The 16,041-nt window shown below is 59.1% G+C and carries 17 protein-coding genes and 1 pseudogene; 9 read left to right on the forward strand and 9 right to left on the reverse strand.

All coding sequences use genetic code 11. From position 1 onward, the window contains the following. Nucleotides 1–69: 69 nt before the first annotated feature. A complete protein-coding gene (locus BVL55_RS13040) occupies nt 70–792 on the reverse strand; it encodes a VIT1/CCC1 transporter family protein (RefSeq protein WP_075997265.1) in 723 nt (240 codons plus the stop codon). Nucleotides 793–923: 131 nt separating this feature from the next. Between BVL55_RS13040 and BVL55_RS13045 the strand changes: the two genes are divergently transcribed. Continuing rightward, nucleotides 924–1,697 (forward strand): SGNH/GDSL hydrolase family protein, encoded by a 774-nt coding sequence (locus BVL55_RS13045; RefSeq protein ID WP_075998152.1) that lies wholly within the window; start codon nt 924–926, stop codon nt 1,695–1,697. Here the strand turns inward: BVL55_RS13045 and BVL55_RS13050 are convergent. Then, the gene (locus BVL55_RS13050) at nt 1,681–2,073 is read right to left on the reverse strand and encodes a GFA family protein (RefSeq protein ID WP_075997266.1); all 393 of its coding nucleotides are present in this window, start codon (nt 2,071–2,073) and stop codon (nt 1,681–1,683) included. The genes BVL55_RS13045 and BVL55_RS13050 overlap by 17 nt on opposite strands. Nucleotides 2,074–2,273: 200 nt before the next feature. Here BVL55_RS13050 and BVL55_RS13055 point away from each other — a divergent pair, with 200 nt between their 5' ends. Further along, entirely contained in the window at nt 2,274–4,181 is a 1,908-nt protein-coding gene (locus BVL55_RS13055) for a propionyl-CoA synthetase (protein WP_075997267.1), read from the forward strand. Here BVL55_RS13055 and BVL55_RS13060 read toward each other — a convergent pair. Continuing rightward, nucleotides 4,178–4,612, reverse strand: a complete 435-nt coding sequence (locus tag BVL55_RS13060) for an FKBP-type peptidyl-prolyl cis-trans isomerase (RefSeq protein ID WP_075997268.1) — start codon at nt 4,610–4,612, stop codon at nt 4,178–4,180. The genes BVL55_RS13055 and BVL55_RS13060 overlap by 4 nt on opposite strands. A 154-nt stretch (nt 4,613–4,766) precedes the next feature. Next, the gene (locus BVL55_RS13065; protein ID WP_075997269.1) at nt 4,767–5,432 is read right to left on the reverse strand and encodes a cupin domain-containing protein; all 666 of its coding nucleotides are present in this window, start codon (nt 5,430–5,432) and stop codon (nt 4,767–4,769) included. 208 nt (nt 5,433–5,640) lie between these two features. Here BVL55_RS13065 and BVL55_RS13070 point away from each other — a divergent pair, with 208 nt between their 5' ends. The 3 genes from BVL55_RS13070 (at nt 5,641) to BVL55_RS13080 (ending at nt 7,610) form a co-directional block, all read left to right on the forward strand. Beyond that, the gene (locus BVL55_RS13070; RefSeq protein WP_083649675.1) at nt 5,641–6,435 is read left to right on the forward strand and encodes an SDR family NAD(P)-dependent oxidoreductase; all 795 of its coding nucleotides are present in this window, start codon (nt 5,641–5,643) and stop codon (nt 6,433–6,435) included. A gap of 86 nt (nt 6,436–6,521) precedes the next feature. Then, entirely contained in the window at nt 6,522–6,890 is a 369-nt protein-coding gene (locus BVL55_RS13075; RefSeq protein ID WP_075998153.1) for a VOC family protein, read from the forward strand. A gap of 3 nt (nt 6,891–6,893) precedes the next feature. After that, nucleotides 6,894–7,610 carry a helix-turn-helix transcriptional regulator gene (locus tag BVL55_RS13080; protein ID WP_075997271.1) on the forward strand — a complete coding sequence of 239 codons (717 nt, stop codon included), beginning with the start codon at nt 6,894–6,896 and terminating at the stop codon, nt 7,608–7,610. A 339-nt stretch (nt 7,611–7,949) separates the two neighbouring features. Here the strand turns inward: BVL55_RS13080 and BVL55_RS13085 are convergent. From BVL55_RS13085 to BVL55_RS13095, 3 genes and pseudogenes are all read right to left on the reverse strand, one after another. Then, a pseudogene (locus BVL55_RS13085) lies at nt 7,950–8,660 on the reverse strand (DUF1013 domain-containing protein); the annotation flags it as partial. A gap of 144 nt (nt 8,661–8,804) precedes the next feature. Beyond that, a complete protein-coding gene (locus BVL55_RS13090) occupies nt 8,805–9,458 on the reverse strand; it encodes a class I SAM-dependent methyltransferase (protein ID WP_075997273.1) in 654 nt (217 codons plus the stop codon). Then, the gene (locus tag BVL55_RS13095) at nt 9,448–10,461 is read right to left on the reverse strand and encodes an NAD(P)H-quinone oxidoreductase (protein WP_075997274.1); all 1,014 of its coding nucleotides are present in this window, start codon (nt 10,459–10,461) and stop codon (nt 9,448–9,450) included. Before BVL55_RS13095 ends, BVL55_RS13090 begins: the two co-directional genes overlap by 11 nt. A 142-nt stretch (nt 10,462–10,603) precedes the next feature. Between BVL55_RS13095 and BVL55_RS13100 the strand changes: the two genes are divergently transcribed. Next, the gene (locus tag BVL55_RS13100; protein WP_075997275.1) at nt 10,604–10,795 is read left to right on the forward strand and encodes a DUF1192 domain-containing protein; all 192 of its coding nucleotides are present in this window, start codon (nt 10,604–10,606) and stop codon (nt 10,793–10,795) included. Nucleotides 10,796–11,078: 283 nt separating this feature from the next. Continuing rightward, nucleotides 11,079–11,606, forward strand: a complete 528-nt coding sequence (rcdA, locus tag BVL55_RS13105; RefSeq protein WP_075997276.1) for a protease adaptor protein RcdA — start codon at nt 11,079–11,081, stop codon at nt 11,604–11,606. A gap of 120 nt (nt 11,607–11,726) precedes the next feature. Here the strand turns inward: rcdA and rpmE are convergent, their stop codons facing one another. Continuing rightward, nucleotides 11,727–11,948, reverse strand: a complete 222-nt coding sequence (rpmE, locus tag BVL55_RS13110) for a 50S ribosomal protein L31 (RefSeq protein ID WP_075997277.1) — start codon at nt 11,946–11,948, stop codon at nt 11,727–11,729. Between the two features lie 284 nt (nt 11,949–12,232). Between rpmE and BVL55_RS13115 the strand changes: the two genes are divergently transcribed. Then, nucleotides 12,233–14,074 carry an ABC transporter transmembrane domain-containing protein gene (locus tag BVL55_RS13115; protein ID WP_075998154.1) on the forward strand — a complete coding sequence of 614 codons (1,842 nt, stop codon included), beginning with the start codon at nt 12,233–12,235 and terminating at the stop codon, nt 14,072–14,074. 85 nt (nt 14,075–14,159) lie between these two features. After that, the gene (locus BVL55_RS17330; protein WP_428977261.1) at nt 14,160–14,279 is read left to right on the forward strand and encodes a restriction endonuclease; all 120 of its coding nucleotides are present in this window, start codon (nt 14,160–14,162) and stop codon (nt 14,277–14,279) included. Nucleotides 14,280–14,393: 114 nt separating this feature from the next. Here the strand turns inward: BVL55_RS17330 and BVL55_RS13120 are convergent, their stop codons facing one another. Then, nucleotides 14,394–16,040, reverse strand: a complete 1,647-nt coding sequence (locus tag BVL55_RS13120; protein ID WP_075997278.1) for an FAD-binding dehydrogenase — start codon at nt 16,038–16,040, stop codon at nt 14,394–14,396. Nucleotide 16,041 lies beyond the last annotated feature (1 nt).

Genomic DNA, 16,041 nt, shown 5'->3' on the forward strand with positions numbered 1-16,041 from the left:
CCACGATGAACCCAAGCTGAAGAAAGAGAACGTTTGCGCCGCCGATCGGTTCCCGCCGGCCAAGCCCTATCAGGCAAGCCCGCGAAGCAGATAGCCGACAAGATAGGCAAGGGCAGCCGCACCACCGCCGATCGCAAGCGTTTCCAGCCCGGAGCGCACCCAGTGGGAAAGCGACCACCGGCTTTTCACCGCACCGATGCCAAAGAAGGTCAGTGCTGTCATCCCGCTCGACACAACAAAGGCATCTGCAACGCCAAACGCAAAGGGCAGCAGCGGAATGGCCCCGCAAAGGGCAAAGGCGGAAAAGGTCACCAGACCTGCTTTCAACGGATCGGGCTGCGTCAGGGACAAGCCGTATTCTTCCGTCACCATCAGGTTGATCCATTGGCGCTGGTCGGCGGTAATGCGCGCAACAGCTGTTTCCAGCACCTCTCCATCTAGCCCCTTGGAAGCCAGGATCTGCCGCACTTCTTCGCGCTCGCCTTCCGGCGCCTCTGCTATATGACGCTTTTCAATCGCCTGAATGCGGGCAATATCGTCAATCACCGTCTTGGTGCCCGAATAATTCGCCGCTGCCATCGAAAATCCGTCAGCCAGCAGATTGGCAAAGCCCAGGATCATGATGATGGTGGCGGAAAGTTCAGCGCCCACCACACCTGCAACCACCGCAAACGTTGTGACTGCCCCGTCGATGCCGCCATAAACGAAATCGCGCACATAGGAAGGCTTTGCCTCCGCCCGCAGACGCGCCCGGATTGCAAATCGGTCGTGGGAATGTTCAAGTTCAGCCATGTTGCTTCATGGCCCGTGACGTCAGGCTACGCCTTGCGCCAGATCAAGTTGGGGCAGGACCCGTCAACAAAGACCGGGCAAATCGAACTGCCACACTTGGCTTTTTGGTTTGCATGACTATATCACGCCGCATGCAACCGCCGACCGTATCCCGTTTTGACGTACTCTTTTCCTGGCTCGCCTTTCCAGCCTATGTCTGGCAGGGGCTGGGCGTGCGCCGCCGTTCAACACGGTTTGCCCCGCCGCCCGCAAAACCGTGGATTGAAAGCAATGGGCCCGATTCAGGCAACCCCGTGAAAGTGCTGATCATCGGTGATTCATCCGCCGCCGGCGTTGGCGTCCTGACCACCGGGGAAAGCCTGGGGGGACAATTGCCAGGCTTACTGGCGGAAAAACTTGATCGCCCGGTGGCGGTTCGTATTTCCGGCAACAACTCGGCAACCGCCGGCCAGATTCGCGACTACGTCGTGCCGCATCTGGCACGGGAAGATTATGACTATATCTGCCTCAATATCGGCACCAACGACGCCAAAAATTTTCACACTGGCCGCCGCTTCTGCAAGGAATTCGGCACGCTGTTATATGCACTCAAGGCGAAATGGCCTTCAGCGACCATAATCTGGGCCGGCGTGCTCGACATGGCGAGTGTCCCGGCACTGCCGGTGCTGCTCGGAAGAATTCTCGGCATCCGCTCACGCATCATCGACAGAAACGGCAAGATACTCTGCCGTGAGCGCGGCGCTCTGGCACCTGTTTCGGAGTGGCAGCCGGTTGCCGAAAATTTCGCGGTTGACGGCTTCCACGCCTCTGCAAGGGGATACCGGGAATGGGCCGAAGGCCTTGCCGATTACATCGCGCAGTTGGAAGCAGGCAGCGCAGATCCTGACCCTAGTCCCGGCGGCTAAAGAGGAAATCCGGCAGCCACGCATCCCGGCTGTCACAATGAACTTCCTGTGCCGGGGCCGGAAATTCCGGATCGGAAAATGCACCGACACCGACTGCAACGAGTTCGGGCATTCTCTCCGGATACCAATACACCGTACTGCCGCATTCCGGGCAAAAATGGTGCTTGACCGCATAGCCGCTTTCGCTGATCCGAACATGGACCTTTGAAACACCATGCAAGCGCGCTTTCTCAAGCCGGTAAAAAGCGGCATTGCCGAAACTGCTGCCCGTACGCTGCTTGCACGCCCTGCAATGGCAAAGCGAAACACGTTCCGGTTCGCCTTCACATTCGGCAAACAACTGGCCGCAACTGCACTGGGCCCGCCGGTAGGTCATAAGGCAATTCTTATATACCTGCCTATGCCGCTGCAATCCCCGGGCTCTCGCCGGAGTTGCCCCAAAAGCTGTGCATCATTGCACAACGAAAGGGCATTTCGAGCCTTCATACCCTCACCTTTCGTTGGATGGACTTGCACACTTTTCCCCGTGTAAGAGTTAGGGAGCGAGCGGATTTCAAGGTGGAACGGGAGGATCACATGGCTTCGACCTATCACGACGTCTATGAGGGATGGAAAGCAGACCCGGAAGGCTTCTGGAAAGAGCAGGCTGGCGAGATCGACTGGTTCACACCGTTCGACAAGGTGTTCGAGCCCGATGAAGGCGTTTATGGCCGGTGGTTTACCGGCGCGACCTGCAACACCTGCTACAATGCCGTCGACCGTCACGTGGAGCGTGGACGCGCCGGTCAGGCCGCCATCATCTATGACAGTCCGATCACCGGCAGCCAGCGAACCATTACCTATGAGGAATTGAAAGACGAGGTCGAGGCGCTCGCCAGCGTTATGCAGGAAAAGGGCGTTGCCGCCGGCGATCGGGTCATCATCTACATGCCGATGGTGCCGGAGGCAGCCTTTGCCATGCTTGCCTGTGCCCGCCTTGGCGCCATTCACTCCGTGGTTTTTGGTGGATTTGCCGCCCGTGAGCTTGCCACCCGCATTGACGATGCGACCCCGAAAATGATCATTTCGGCCTCCTGCGGCATCGAACCCAACCGCGTCGTTGCCTACAAGCCGCTGCTGGACGAAGCCATCGAAATGTCGGCCTCCAAGCCCGAGACCTGCATCGTTCTGCAGCGCGAGCAGCACGGCTGCGATCTCATCCCCGGCCGCGACATCGACTACGCAAAGGCAGTAGGTGCAGCCCGCTCGGCAGGCGCCGAAGTTCCCTGCGTTCCGGTTGCTGCCACCGATCCCCTCTACATCCTCTACACTTCCGGCACCACCGGCCAGCCCAAGGGCGTGGTGCGCGACAATGGCGGCCACATGGTGGCGCTCAAATGGACGATGAAGGCAATCTACAATGTGGAGCCGGGAGAGGTCTACTGGGCAGCTTCCGATGTCGGCTGGGTCGTGGGCCACTCCTACATCGTCTATGCGCCGCTGCTGCATGGCTGCACCACGGTCCTGTTCGAGGGCAAGCCGGTCGGAACACCTGATGCCGGCACGTTCTGGCGGGTGATTTCCGAACACAAGGTATCGACGCTGTTCACCGCACCGACAGCCTTCCGCGCCATCAAGAAGGAAGACCCGGAAGGCAAGCTGATCGACGACTATGACATGTCGGGCTTCCGGGCGCTGTTTCTTGCAGGGGAGCGGGCCGACCCCGACACCATCCAGTGGGCCGAGCAGAAATTGAGCGTCCCGGTTTACGACCACTGGTGGCAGACCGAGACAGGCTGGACCATTGCAGGAAACCCAGTTGGCCTTGGTGCCCTGCCGGTCAAATACGGTTCACCGACCGTCGCCATGCCCGGCTACGACATCCAGGTGCTTGACGATGCCGGCCATCCCGTGAAAACAGGCGAACTGGGCAATGTCGTCGTCAAACTGCCCCTGCCGCCGGGCTGCCTGCCGACACTGTGGAATGCCGACAAGCGCTTCCGCGAAGCCTATCTTGAGGAAATTCCCGGCTACTACAAAACGGCCGATGCCGGCATTATCGACGATGAAGGCTATCTCTTCATCATGGCCCGCACCGACGACATCATCAATGTGGCCGGCCACCGCCTCTCAACCGGCGGCATGGAGGAAGTCATCGCCGGGCACAAGGACGTTGCCGAATGCGCAGTGATCGGGGTTGCCGACAAGATGAAGGGACAGATGCCGGTCGGCTTCTGCATCCTTAATGCCGGCGTCGACCGTGACCCTGCCGAAATCGAGAGGGAAATCATCGCCCTGGTGCGCGAGAAAATCGGCCCGGTCGCAGCCTTCAAGACAGCGGTTATGGTGCCGCGGCTTCCCAAGACACGCTCCGGCAAAATCCTGCGCGCGACCATGCAGAAGATTGCTGACGGCATGGAGTGGAAAATGCCGGCAACCATCGATGATCCGGCAATCCTCGACGAAATTACCGACGCGCTGAAAGAACGCGGGCTGGCATCCTAAGTTTTGTCGATGGAAACAAGTTCGATGTCGAAAGACAGATCCTCGCCGGCCAGGGGGTGGTTCATGTCCAGCGTCACGCTCTCCTCGTCCATTCCGCTTACCGTCACAGGAACAGTGCGTCCGTCCGGCGCCTGAATTTGCAGTTGCATGCCGACTTCAAGTTCGATTTCCGGCGGCACTTGTGAGCGCGGCACGCTCTGGATCGCCGACGGATTGACAGCGCCGTAGGCCTGATCGGCAGCAACATCGACGGTTTTCGTGTCACCAACCGCCATTCCGGGGATCGCCTGATCCAGTCCGGGAATGATCTGGCCGGAGCCAACCACGAATTCCAGCGGGTCGCGGCCCTTTGAGCTGTCGAACTGGGTGCCGTCGGCCAGCGTGCCGGAATAATGTATGCGCACGGTGTCACCCGTCTTGACCTGGGTCATGAATTTCTCTTTCGCTGTGGGGTGAGTTTAAGAGGCCGCCAAGTATGTCTTGCCTGCGGGTGCTCGTTTCCCCACCGTACCGAACGAAAGCAGGTGGGTAAAGGGCAGCGCCGGGCAGCCGGCGGCTCTTCTGCAACCGCAAACGCCGGTCAGGTTAAAAACCGGTCAGTTCCAGATGGCCGGTTTTCACATAGGCTAGACAGCCATCCTGCGAAAACGGCGCATGGCGCCACATGTGCGGATTGCGTATCCAGGTGCCTTTGGGGTAGTCCCCGTGCTCGTCCTGCAGCCTGCCTTCCAGCACCAGCACCTCTTCTCCGCCCCAATGGTCATGGGAAACCATGCGGGCGCCCGGCTCCCATTTGACAAGCACGACATTCTCATTGGCTGTGCTGTGCAATGGCAGCATGGTCAAGCCGTCTGCCAGACCCTCAACAAAACGCATGCTGCGGGTATCGAGCGAAAACTGTTCGGTATCACTGGCTGAAAACTGATGCAGTTTCACGAACATCGTGCATCCTTGCGCGGTGCGGGGTGTGTGGCTGGTGCCAATCGGATTGCGCACATAGCTGCCTGCCGGGTAATCGCCGCTTTCATCGGAAAAGACCCCGTCCAGCACAAGAAATTCCTCGCCACCGTCATGGGTATGCGCTGCAAAGTGCGAGCCTGCCGCAAACCGTACGATGGTTGTTGCCCGCGCAACCTCACCACCAACCCGTTCAAGCATCATTCGCTCGACACCGGGCGCCGGAGAGGCCGTCCACTTGTAGTCCTCCGGACGAATTACCACCCGCTGGGAAAAATCTGCATTGAGTTCCATTGATACCCCACAAGAACCGGCAACCGGCTTTGCCGAAGCCTTCCCACAAGGCGAATCCGGCAAGACACATACACCAATAAGTAGCTTTCTGTGTCAATACCGCTTTCGGCGGAAATCCGCATTTTGTGGCCCGCCGGGAGGTTCGGCAGCCGCTTGACCTTTGTCTCATGCAGTTCCATTGTCCGGCCAAATTCACATGGAGTCTTACATGCCAAATCTGGAAAACAAGATCGCCATCGTCACCGGAGCAGCACAGGGCATAGGATACGCCATTGCCGAGCGCCTGCTGAGGGAAAAGGCGAAGGTCATCATTGCCGATGTCAACGATTCGAAGGGCCAGGAAGCCGCCAAAACCCTGTCCAAGATCAACTCCTGCACCTACATCCACTGCGATGTCAGCCAGAAGCTGGACGTTCACAACCTTGTTGCATCTGCACTCGACCTGCACGATCGCATCGATATTCTGGTCAACAATGCCGGCATGCTGATCGCCGGTGAATTTCTTGAACTCAATGAGGAAGATTTCGACCGGGTACTTTCCGTCAACCTGAAAGGCGCCTTCCTGTGTGGCCAGGCCGTGGCAAAACACATGGTGGAGCAGGTAGGCAAAGGCCAGGAGCCGGGCGCCATCATCAACATGTCCTCGGTAAACGCAGTGTTCGCGATTCCCAATCAGGTTCCCTATTCGGTTTCCAAGGGCGGCATCAACCAGCTTACAAAGGTCATGGCACTGTCCCTTGCCGAACATGGCATTCGCGTCAACGCGATCGGCCCGGGATCGATCATGACCGACATGCTTGCGTCGGTGGCCAACGACAAGGCAGCCCGTCACAAGGTCCTCTCGCGCACCCCGATGGGCCGTATCGGCGATCCGGCGGAAATCGCCTCCATCGTTGCCTTCCTTGCCTCTGGTGATGCGAGCTACGTCACCGGGCAGACCATCTACGCCGATGGCGGAAGGCTTGGGCTGAACTATACCGTTCCGGTGAAGGAAGACGGGTAGAAGCTGCCAGCCTCCTGACAGGTAGTTGTCAGGAGCGGTGTGCAAGAGTGCAGGCATCATCCACCCTCTTCCAAAAGGAACCGATCATGTCCGATGCACCAAAAAACACCGCCGTCTGGTTTGAAATTCCCGTCACCGATCTCGATGCCGCACAGCGCTTCTATGAGGATGTTTTGGCGATTTCGATGACCCGAAACAATGACGGGCCCAATCCCATGGTGATGTTTTCGAGCATGTCAGATGAAGGCGTGTCGGGGCATCTATATCCAGGCGAACCTGCAGGTGCCGGCAATGGTAACACCATTCACCTTGCCGTCGCCGATCCCCTGGAAAAGGTGATGGAACGGGTAACGGCCGCCGGCGGCCAGGTCGTGTCCCCGGCCATCGATATTCCCGGCGGACGGTTCTTCTATGCCGTCGATCCGGCCGGCAATTCCATCGGCCTGTTTAACTAAACCATGCGCCGCGCGGACCGCCTGTTTCAGATTGTCCAGATCATGCGCTCAGGGCGGTTGATCACCGCCCGCATGCTGGCCGACCGGCTGGAGGTTTCCGAGCGCACCATCTATCGCGACATTGCCGATCTGCAGGGCTCCGGCGTCCCCATCGATGGGGAGGCCGGGATCGGCTACATGATGCGCGAAGGCTATGATCTGCCGCCGATCATGTTCAGCCGCGAAGAGGTTTCCGCCCTGATCGTCGGTGCGCGCATGGTCGGCGCATGGAGCGGCGCCCGCATGGCGCTTGCCGCTGAGACCGCCCTGTCGAAAATCGACAATATCCTGCCCGACGACATGCGCGGCATGGCCCAGACGACACCGGTCTTCGCCTTTGATTTCCAGATGCCCGCTTTTCTCAAGCGCCGCCTTGACGACCTTAACGCCGCAATTGCAAATCGCACGGTACTGGAACTGGACTATGAAGCACCGGAGCGCGAGCCCACCAGGCGGGAGATTGAACCGATCGGCCTCAACTATTGGGGCAAGACCTGGACCGTTGCCGCCTGGTGCAGGCTCCGGGGAGACTTCCGTTCCTTCCGTATCGACCGTATCCGGTCAATGCGCGAAACCGGTGAGCAGGCCAAACCGGCAAAGGGCCGAACCCTGCGCGACTATCTGCTGCAGATGAGCCGCGAAGGACCTGCCCACCGTCCGGACAACTGCAATGAACGCTAGAGCGTGTCCGGCTTAAATGGAACCGTTTGAGCGCCGGGAGTTTGGTCTTCGGCAAGGAGGAAAATGCGACGCAGTGCAGGCACTGTCAGTATTTTCCGGCGCTGCCCGAAGGGCAAGGAACCAAGTTCAAACGATTCCATCCAACCAGGACACGCTCTAGGCTTTGTCTTCGCCGCCAGAGGCCGCTTCATCTCCGCCAGTTCCTTCGACATCAGTCTCCGCATCGCCGGCTTCAGCTTCACCAGTTCCAGTGTCGTCAGTCCCTGTGTCGCCGGTCCCTGTGTCGCCGGGGGCTGTGTCGCCGGTTGCAACATTGCTCCCGGCCTCACCGCTCGCGCTGTCTTCTTCTGCTGCTTTGGGCTTGTTGAGATTCCCGAAGTCGGAGAAGACGGAAGCTGCATCTACTGCTTCACCTGACTGCTCAACCGCTTCAGCCGCCTGGGCTTCAGCCAGGGCCTGTGTTTCGGAAGCGGGAATGAGCTGATCCCCCGGTTCAGCGGGGACCGGTGCATTCTGCTCTTCGACCGGACGATTCTTGTTGGCTTTCTGCACTTCGAAATCGAGCGCGATCTGGGTGCACAAACCCAGCGTCACCGGGTCCATCGGCGTCAGATTTGCTGCATTCCAGTGCGTGCCTTCGCGAATTGCCTCAATCGTGTTCTTGGTCGTGCCGACAAGGCGAATGATCTGCGAATCCTTCAGTTCAGGATGGTTGCGGGTCAGCCAGCGAATCGCATTGGGCCTGTCCTGACGCTTGGAGACTGGCGTATAGCGCGGTCGCTTGCGCTTGGCAGCCGGGATTTTGATCCGCGACTCCTGCAGTTTCAGCTTGAAGTTCGGATCGCTCTGGGCCTTTTCAAGCTGGTCTCGTGTAAGCTGGCCGGTGGAGATCGGGTCAAGCCCCTTGATGCCCTGGGCAGCTTCGCCATCGGCAATAGCCCTGACTTCCAGCGGATGCAGTTTGCAGAACTCGGCAATCTGGTCGAAGGAAAGCGAAGTGTTGTCCACCAGCCAGACGGCGGTTGCCTTGGGCATGAGAAGTTCGGCCATGGTTCAATCGTCCTTTCGGGTAAAAACCTGCTGTCTGCCCGCCCGGGTTCTGGGGGCGCCCTTCTTGAAGGGCAATTTCGACGCATTGTCGGGAATAAAACCTATATAGCGGTGGCAATCATGATCTGCAACTGAAGATGTGGGTTACGCACCATTGCTGCTCCCATTGCTGCTCCCATTGCTGCTTTCGTCGCCACGCCGCGCCTGTATCTCGATCCAGGAGGCCGTTTCTCCCGAAAGCCCCGCACTTTCACCGGTAAATTCGCGCACTGGCGTAAGCCCCCCCGCATGAAAATACGCCATCAACTCCTCCCGCGAATAATATGCATAATACCGTCCAAGACGATCGCGCGCTTCGCCTGTACCGAGCTTCGTACCAAGATGGAATACCCCCTGCTCGCGCAAGCATGCGGCAAACTTGGCAATCAGATCTGAAAATCGCTCCCGCGGCGCATGCAACAGGCTGAAATTGGCCCAGATACCATCATAGGCGTTGTCCCGATAATCATCCTCAAACGTCGCCTGGCGAACGGCAATGCCATGCATGTCACTTGCAGCCTGAACCATTGCCGCCGATGCATCCACCGCCTCAACATCAAAGCCGTGCTGTTTGAGAATGGCGGCAGAATTGCCCGGCCCGCACCCAAGGTCGAGCACTATTCCTCCGGGCCGCACCAGTTCCATGAAGGAAATGAGGGCCGGATTGTCACCTGTCCGCTCGATCATCCTGGTATAATCGCCTACCCGCGCATCGTAGACAGCGACGGTTTCCTCGTCCGTTTTCTGTTTATTGGTCATGGGAAACCTCCAGAACGATCTTGCCGGTGAGATCGCCTGATTCCATCAAGGCATGGGCCTTGGCCGCCTCTTCGAGCGCAAAGGTCGAATGCATCACCGGCAAAACCCTTCCTGCTTCGACAAGCGGCAGAACCTGCTCTTCCAGTTCGCGAGCGATCTGTGCCTTGAATTCGGTGCTGCGCGGGCGCAGCGTGGAGCCCGTATGGGTTAGCCGCTTGACCATCAGCTTGGCGAAATTGACCTCGGCCTTCGGCCCGCCCAGAAAGGCAATCTGCACGATGCGCCCGTCTTCAGCTGATGCATCGTAATTGCGCTCGATATAGCTGCCGCCGACCATGTCGACAATGAGGTCGGTGCCGCGGCCATCGGTATAGTGCCGGGCCGCCTCGACAAAATCCTGCTCACGATAGTTGATCGCCAGATCGGCACCAAGTTCGCGGCACAGGTTGCATTTCTCATCGCTTCCCGCAGTTGCGATCACCACAGCCCCGAATGCCTTGGCAAGCTGGATGGCGGTGGTGCCGATGCCGCTCGATCCGCCATGAACGAGGAAAACCTCCCCCTTCCTTAGCCCGCCCCGCTGAAACACATTGTGCCAAACGGTAAAGAAGGTCTCCGGGACTGCCGCTGCCTGCGCCATGGAAAGGCCGGCTGGAACCGGTAGAGCGTTGCTTGCGTGCACCACAACATACTGCGCATAGCCGCCGCCGGGCGACAGGGCCATCACGGCCTTGCCCATGATGCCGGGCGTTAGTCCACTTCCAGCGGCCACAACCGTGCCGGAAACTTCCAGGCCCGGTAGCGGACTTGCACCCTTGGGCGGGGGATAGGCACCCGCACGCTGAAGACAGTCCGGCCGGTTGACGCCGGCATGGTCAACACGGATCAGTATTTCTCCCTTGCCGGGCCTGGGCAACGGCACCGTGACCGGTTTGAGGACCTCCGGCCCGCCAGGTTCGGAGATTTCCACGGCAGTCATGGTTTCCGGCAGCGCGCTTGCCATTGCAGTATCCTGGGGTCAAAACTCATTTCCATTGCCGTCATGCTTGCCGTCTGGCACCTTTGCGGTCAACCACCCAGGCACCGTTGAACCACCGGAAATATGGTTGGTTTGGCCGGGTTGAGGCAAAATCGGGAGAAACACGATGTTCGATGAGGAGGAAGAAAAAAAGAAACCGGCCTATGCCATCGGCCAAAATCTTGAGGACATGTCGGTGGAGGAAATTACCGCGACCATCGAAATCCTGGAAGCCGAGATTGCCCGGCTAAACGCCGCATACGAGGCAAAAAGCGACCATTTAAGCGCCGCCGAGGCGCTGTTTTCCAAGCCTGGATGACCTTTTTCATCATAACGGCAAACCCGTTAACCATTTGTTAGGCTTTATGGGGCTTTAATACATGCATCCGGTTTTTACCGGGTTCAATCCGGGTGGTGCTGGTCATCACCTTGTTTGACGCCTCCCTGTTAACTCTTCAGAGCCGCAATTGCGGCTCTTTTTTTTACGCCAAGGGCTTTCCCCTTAACGCTGTTTTGACGAGATGCCGCCTATAACGGGCGTGCGCCCTTTACGCCCGACTGTGTCAAGGTTAAACAGGGCGCGCAGCAGGGCAAGGAATCTCATGAACAATCACGGCAACCGCCAACCGGACAATACGGTCAATCTGGCAGAACGCTTCGCTTTTTCGGAGAAGTTCAATCAGCTCTTCGCCGACGGCATGACGCTGGTCGAGGAAAGCGCAAGCTATCTTGACGGGCCCGGCCGCCGGTCGGCCAAGTCCCTGCCCAAGGCGGCAATCGTCCTTTACGGCACCGAATCCATGCGCCTTACAACCCGGCTGATGCAGCTTGCCTCCTGGTTGTTGCTGCAGCGTGCAGCGAAGGAAGGCGAAATGACGCCCGAGCAGTTCCACGAGGAAAAGCAGAAGGTGAAGCTGGAGACCCTGCCTGTCAGCACGGTGAACGCCGACTGGGATGTGCTGCCACGCGAATTTGTCGAACTGGTAACCCGCTCGCTGACCCTGCAGAACCGCATTACCTCCATCGATGCTGAAGTCTATGCCCAGTCTAAGGACCGTCCAGCGGACGAAAACCCAGTCCGTCAGCAGCTTGACCTGCTCTCAACGGCACTGGGCATGAAGCTGAACTGACCGGTCCCAGATTTCGTTCGGGCGATCTCGGCAGAACCTTCCCTGCCAAAACCGGCAATCGCAAAACAAAAAAACCCGGCTTAGAGCCGGGTTTCCAGTAAACGTTCGGATGCTTCGGCTTTAGATGCCGAGGCCTTCGTACTTTTTCTTGAACCGCGAAACACGGCCGCCGCGATCAACCAGGTTCTGGTTGCCGCCGGTCCATGCCGGATGGGAATTCGGATCAATATCCAGGTTCAGCGTATCGCCTTCCGAACCCCAGGTCGAACGGGTTTCGTATTCGGTACCATCGGTCATCACGACCTTGATGGTGTGGTAATCGGGGTGGGTATCTTTTTTCATCGCTTGCGTCCTCTCGCACCCGCGTTTTGTTTTCCGGCATCGCCAGCCTGTCTGCTGGCAGATTTCCTTGTCAAAAGCGCATCGGCTGGAAATTCAACGAAAATGCCGCGGAAAGCGTTCCACGGCAATTCCCAAGTTTGCTGGGCGCTCCCATACACCAGATTTTATGGGCAAACAAGTCCCGCAACATCCCCATCCCGGTTCTGACCAGCCATATTGCACTCAGCCATAACCGGGTGCGTTTTTGGCGTCATTCGCTCTTGCCTCTTACCCGGGAATGCGGGATGGGAAAGGCGCAAACGGAGTCGGCTTTGGCAAACGGCAACGACAATTTGACTGGCGAAAACCGCAGGCAGCGCAATTTGCGCCCGCTCGCCCGGCTTTGGCCCTATCTGGCGCGCTACAAACCCCAGCTTGTTGCCGCAATCTGCTTTCTGCTGCTTGCTGCCGGCACCACGCTGACCCTGCCGGTTGCGGTGCGCAACATGATCGACCAGGGCTTCATCGGCAACAATACCAGCTTTATCGGCAACTACTTTTCCGCCCTGGTGGCGGTCGCTGCCCTGCTCGCCTTTGCCAGCGCCTGCCGCTATTACTTCGTCATCTGGCTTGGCGAGCGGGTGATCTCCGATGTTCGAAAGGACGTCTTTTCACACGTGGCAACGCTGTCGCCCTCCTTCTATGACAAGGCACGCTCCGGCGAGATTGTCTCGCGCCTGACCGCCGATACGACCCAGATCAAGTCGGCAGTGGGCGCCACCGCCTCCATGGCGCTGCGAAACATCCTGCTGGGTATCGGTGCCCTTGGCGCCATGGTCTACACCTCGCCCCGCCTTTCGCTGTTCGTCATCGGCGCCATTCCGCTGATCGTCTTTCCCATCATCGCCTTCGGCCGCGCGGTCAGGCGGCGCTCACGCAAGGCGCAGGACACGCTGGCCGATGCCACCGCCTATGCATCCGAGGCGATCGGTGCAATCCGCATCCTGCAGGCCTTCGCCACCGCCAATTCGGTCGCCCGCCGGTTTTCAACTGCGGTTGAAAACGCCTTTGATGCCGCCCGCAAGGCCATCGCCATGCGGGCATTGCTGACGGCTTTTGCGATCTTTCTGATTTTTTCCAGTGTCATCGCGGTTTTGTGGATCGGCGCCCGCGACGTGTTGAGCGGCACCATGACGCCGGGCCTGCTGTCCCAGTTCCTGCTCTATGCGATCTTTGCGGCCGGTTCGCTGGGCGCATTGTCGGAAGTGTGGGGCGAACTTTCCCAGGCTGCCGGTGCTGCCGAACGCATCACCGAACTGCTCAACGAGGAGCCGGACATCAAGGCACCAAAAAACCCGAAAGCCCTGCCCGAACCGGTCAAGGGCGAGATCGTCTTCGATCAGGTATCCTTCGCCTATCCTGCACGGCCCGGCGAACCGGCATTGCGCGATGCAAACCTCGCAATCAAGGCGGGAGAAACCCTTGCCGTGGTCGGGCCTTCGGGCGCCGGCAAGTCGACACTGACCGCCCTGCTGCTGCGCTATTATGATCCCGTTTCCGGCAACATCACGCTGGACGGCATCGCCCTTGGGGATCTCGATCCCGAAGCCTTGCGCAGCAAGATTGCCATCGTGCCCCAGGACACAGTGATCTTCGCCGCCACTGCCCATGAAAACATCGCGCTTGCCCGCGAGGACGCCAGCCGCGAAGATGTCATCGCGGCGGCAGAAGCTGCCAACGCCCATGATTTTATCACCGCAATGCCGGAGGGCTACGACACCCAGCTCGGCGAGCGTGGTGTCACCCTGTCAGGCGGCCAACGTCAGCGCATCGCCATTGCACGCGCCATTTTAAAGGATGCGCCCGTCCTGTTGCTCGATGAGGCAACCAGCGCGCTCGATGCGGAAAGCGAACGCCTGGTGCAGGACGCCATGGAGCGGCTGATGCAGGGGCGCACCACCATCGTCATCGCCCATCGCCTCGCCACCATCAAGAAGGCCGACCGCATCATTGTCATGGACCACGGCAAGATCGTCGAAACCGGCACCCATGCCAGCCTGTCGAAGAAGAAAAACGGCCTCTACGCCCACCTCGCCAGCCTGCAATTCGACATGGAGCGGCCGGCGGGGAGAGAGGCGGCAGAGTGAGGGGTTTCCTGCCTTCTTGTCCTCGGGCTTCCCACCTCGCCAGCCCGCGGTTGGCATCGAACGGCCGGCGGGGAAACAAGACTGAATGGAAGCGGGGGCTTTTGTATCCTGTTCGGGATTCTCTGAAGATGCATTCAAGGCATTTGAATCAACCCGGCGCATTGTGTGCATGGATGGAGCCGATCTTTGTGAGATGTTTGATTAAATACCTGTCATTCGGTCGCATACTCGTTTTGAAGGTACGCCGAGCAGCGGAGACTGGTCGACCATTTGTACCACTTCGCGAACTCAGCTCCTGGACTTTGAAACATCAAACACCCTACCCCGCATTCCTTCCCGCATTGCGGCCTGAGAAAATGCAGCCGCCCAGAAACGTGCCCTCCAGCGCGTTGTAGCCGTGATAGCCACCGCCGCCAAAGCCCGCGCATTCGCCTGCCGAGAACAGCCCGCTGACGGTATTGCCTTTCGCGTCGAGCACCTCGCCATCCAGATTGGTGTGAATGCCGCCCAGCGTCTTGCGCGTCATGATGTGCAGCTTGACGGCAATCAGCGGTCCTTTTGAAGGATCAAGAATCTTGTGCGGCTTTGCCGTGCGGATCAGCTTGTCGCCAAGATAGTTCCGCGCCGTTCTGATCGCCATCACCTGCGCATCCTTGGTGAAGGGATTGTCGATCTGGGCATCGCGCGCCTCGATCTGGGCCTGCAGCTTCGCAGTATCCAACTTCACGTCGACCAGCTCGTTCATGCCCGTAACGAGGTCATCCAGAGTGTCGCGCACCACAAAATCGGCGCCATGCTGCTTGAAGGCCTCCACCGGCGGCGGCGCGCCCTTGCCGAGGCGCGATTTCAGCAGCACCTTCCAGCTGCCCGAAGTAAAATCGGGGTTCTGCTCGGAGCCTGAAAGCGCAAATTCCTTTTCGATGATCGCCTGATTGAGGATGAACCAGGAATAGTCATGCCCCGTTGCCAGAATCTGGCGCAGCGTCTCAAGTGTGTCGAAACCGGGCAGACAGGGCGCGGGAAAGCGGTTGCCCTGGGCATCGAACCACAGCGAGGACGGGCCAGGCAGAATACGGATCGCGTGATCTGGCCAGATCGGATCCCAGTTTTGTACCCCTTCGGTATAATGCCACATGCGGTCTTCGTTGATGATCGCCGCACCTGCCCTTTTCGCAATGGCGATCATCCTTCCGTCCACATGGCGCGGCACGCCCGAAATGAGATTCTTCGGCGCCGGCCCCACGCGCTTCACCGGCCAGTTCTTCCGCACCAGCTCGAAATTGCCGCCAATGCCGCCGGAGGTCACAATGACGCAATCTGCATCAAAGCGGAATTCGCCAACCACCTTGCGCGAGGATTCTTGTCCGCGCGCAACGCTGGTTGCCTCCAGAACTTTCCCGCTGACGCCGGCAATATTGCCGGCGGCCTTCTCGATTTTTGACACCTGATGGCGGAAGGCAAAGCGGATGAGTCCCTGTTTTTCAAATTCCCGCGCCCGGTCAATGAAGGGTTTCAGCACGCCCGGCCCGGTGCCCCAGGTGATGTGAAAGCGCGGCACCGAATTGCCGTGGCCGGTAGCAAGCGCCCCGCCGCGCTCGGCCCAGCCAACGACGGGAAACCACGACATGCCGAAGGATGAAAGCCAGGAGCGCATCTCCCCGCTTGCAAAATCGATATAGGCTTCAGCGCTTCTTTTCGGCCAGTAGTCCTCCTTGCGGTCGAAGCCTGCCGACCCCATCCAGTCGGCAAGAGCAAGGTCCCGGCTGTCGCGGATGCGCATGCGGCGCTGCTCGGGCGTATCCACCATGAACAACCCGCCGAGCGACCAAAATGCCTGGCCACCCAGATTCTGCTCGCCTTCCTGATCGGCGATCAGCACCGATTTTCCCCGGGCTGCCAATTCGCAGGCTGCCACCAGACCGGCAAGCCCCGCCCCCACAATGATGCATTCGGCCTTGCCGGTCATC

This window comes from Salaquimonas pukyongi (assembly GCF_001953055.1).
In the GTDB taxonomy this organism is placed as follows: Bacteria; Pseudomonadota; Alphaproteobacteria; order Rhizobiales; family Rhizobiaceae; genus Salaquimonas; species Salaquimonas pukyongi.

Bases quoted from the DNA above. Each gene is read 5' to 3' on its own strand.
- BVL55_RS13040 (WP_075997265.1), bottom strand. From the start codon at position 792: ATGGCTGAACTTGAACATTCCCACGACCGATTTGCAATCCGGGCGCGT.
- BVL55_RS13045 (WP_075998152.1), top strand. From the start codon at position 924: ATGCAACCGCCGACCGTATCCCGTTTTGACGTACTCTTTTCCTGGCTC.
- BVL55_RS13050 (WP_075997266.1), bottom strand. From the start codon at position 2,073: ATGACCTACCGGCGGGCCCAGTGCAGTTGCGGCCAGTTGTTTGCCGAA.
- BVL55_RS13055 (WP_075997267.1), top strand. From the start codon at position 2,274: ATGGCTTCGACCTATCACGACGTCTATGAGGGATGGAAAGCAGACCCG.
- BVL55_RS13060 (WP_075997268.1), bottom strand. From the start codon at position 4,612: ATGACCCAGGTCAAGACGGGTGACACCGTGCGCATACATTATTCCGGC.
- BVL55_RS13065 (WP_075997269.1), bottom strand. From the start codon at position 5,432: ATGGAACTCAATGCAGATTTTTCCCAGCGGGTGGTAATTCGTCCGGAG.
- BVL55_RS13070 (WP_083649675.1), top strand. From the start codon at position 5,641: ATGCCAAATCTGGAAAACAAGATCGCCATCGTCACCGGAGCAGCACAG.
- BVL55_RS13075 (WP_075998153.1), top strand. From the start codon at position 6,522: ATGTCCGATGCACCAAAAAACACCGCCGTCTGGTTTGAAATTCCCGTC.
- BVL55_RS13080 (WP_075997271.1), top strand. From the start codon at position 6,894: ATGCGCCGCGCGGACCGCCTGTTTCAGATTGTCCAGATCATGCGCTCA.
- BVL55_RS13090 (WP_075997273.1), bottom strand. From the start codon at position 9,458: ATGACCAATAAACAGAAAACGGACGAGGAAACCGTCGCTGTCTACGAT.
- BVL55_RS13095 (WP_075997274.1), bottom strand. From the start codon at position 10,461: ATGGCAAGCGCGCTGCCGGAAACCATGACTGCCGTGGAAATCTCCGAA.
- BVL55_RS13100 (WP_075997275.1), top strand. From the start codon at position 10,604: ATGTTCGATGAGGAGGAAGAAAAAAAGAAACCGGCCTATGCCATCGGC.
- rcdA (WP_075997276.1), top strand. From the start codon at position 11,079: ATGAACAATCACGGCAACCGCCAACCGGACAATACGGTCAATCTGGCA.
- rpmE (WP_075997277.1), bottom strand. From the start codon at position 11,948: ATGAAAAAAGATACCCACCCCGATTACCACACCATCAAGGTCGTGATG.
- BVL55_RS13115 (WP_075998154.1), top strand. From the start codon at position 12,233: ATGGGAAAGGCGCAAACGGAGTCGGCTTTGGCAAACGGCAACGACAAT.
- BVL55_RS17330 (WP_428977261.1), top strand. From the start codon at position 14,160: ATGGAAGCGGGGGCTTTTGTATCCTGTTCGGGATTCTCTGAAGATGCA.
- BVL55_RS13120 (WP_075997278.1), bottom strand. From the start codon at position 16,040: ATGACCGGCAAGGCCGAATGCATCATTGTGGGGGCGGGGCTTGCCGGT.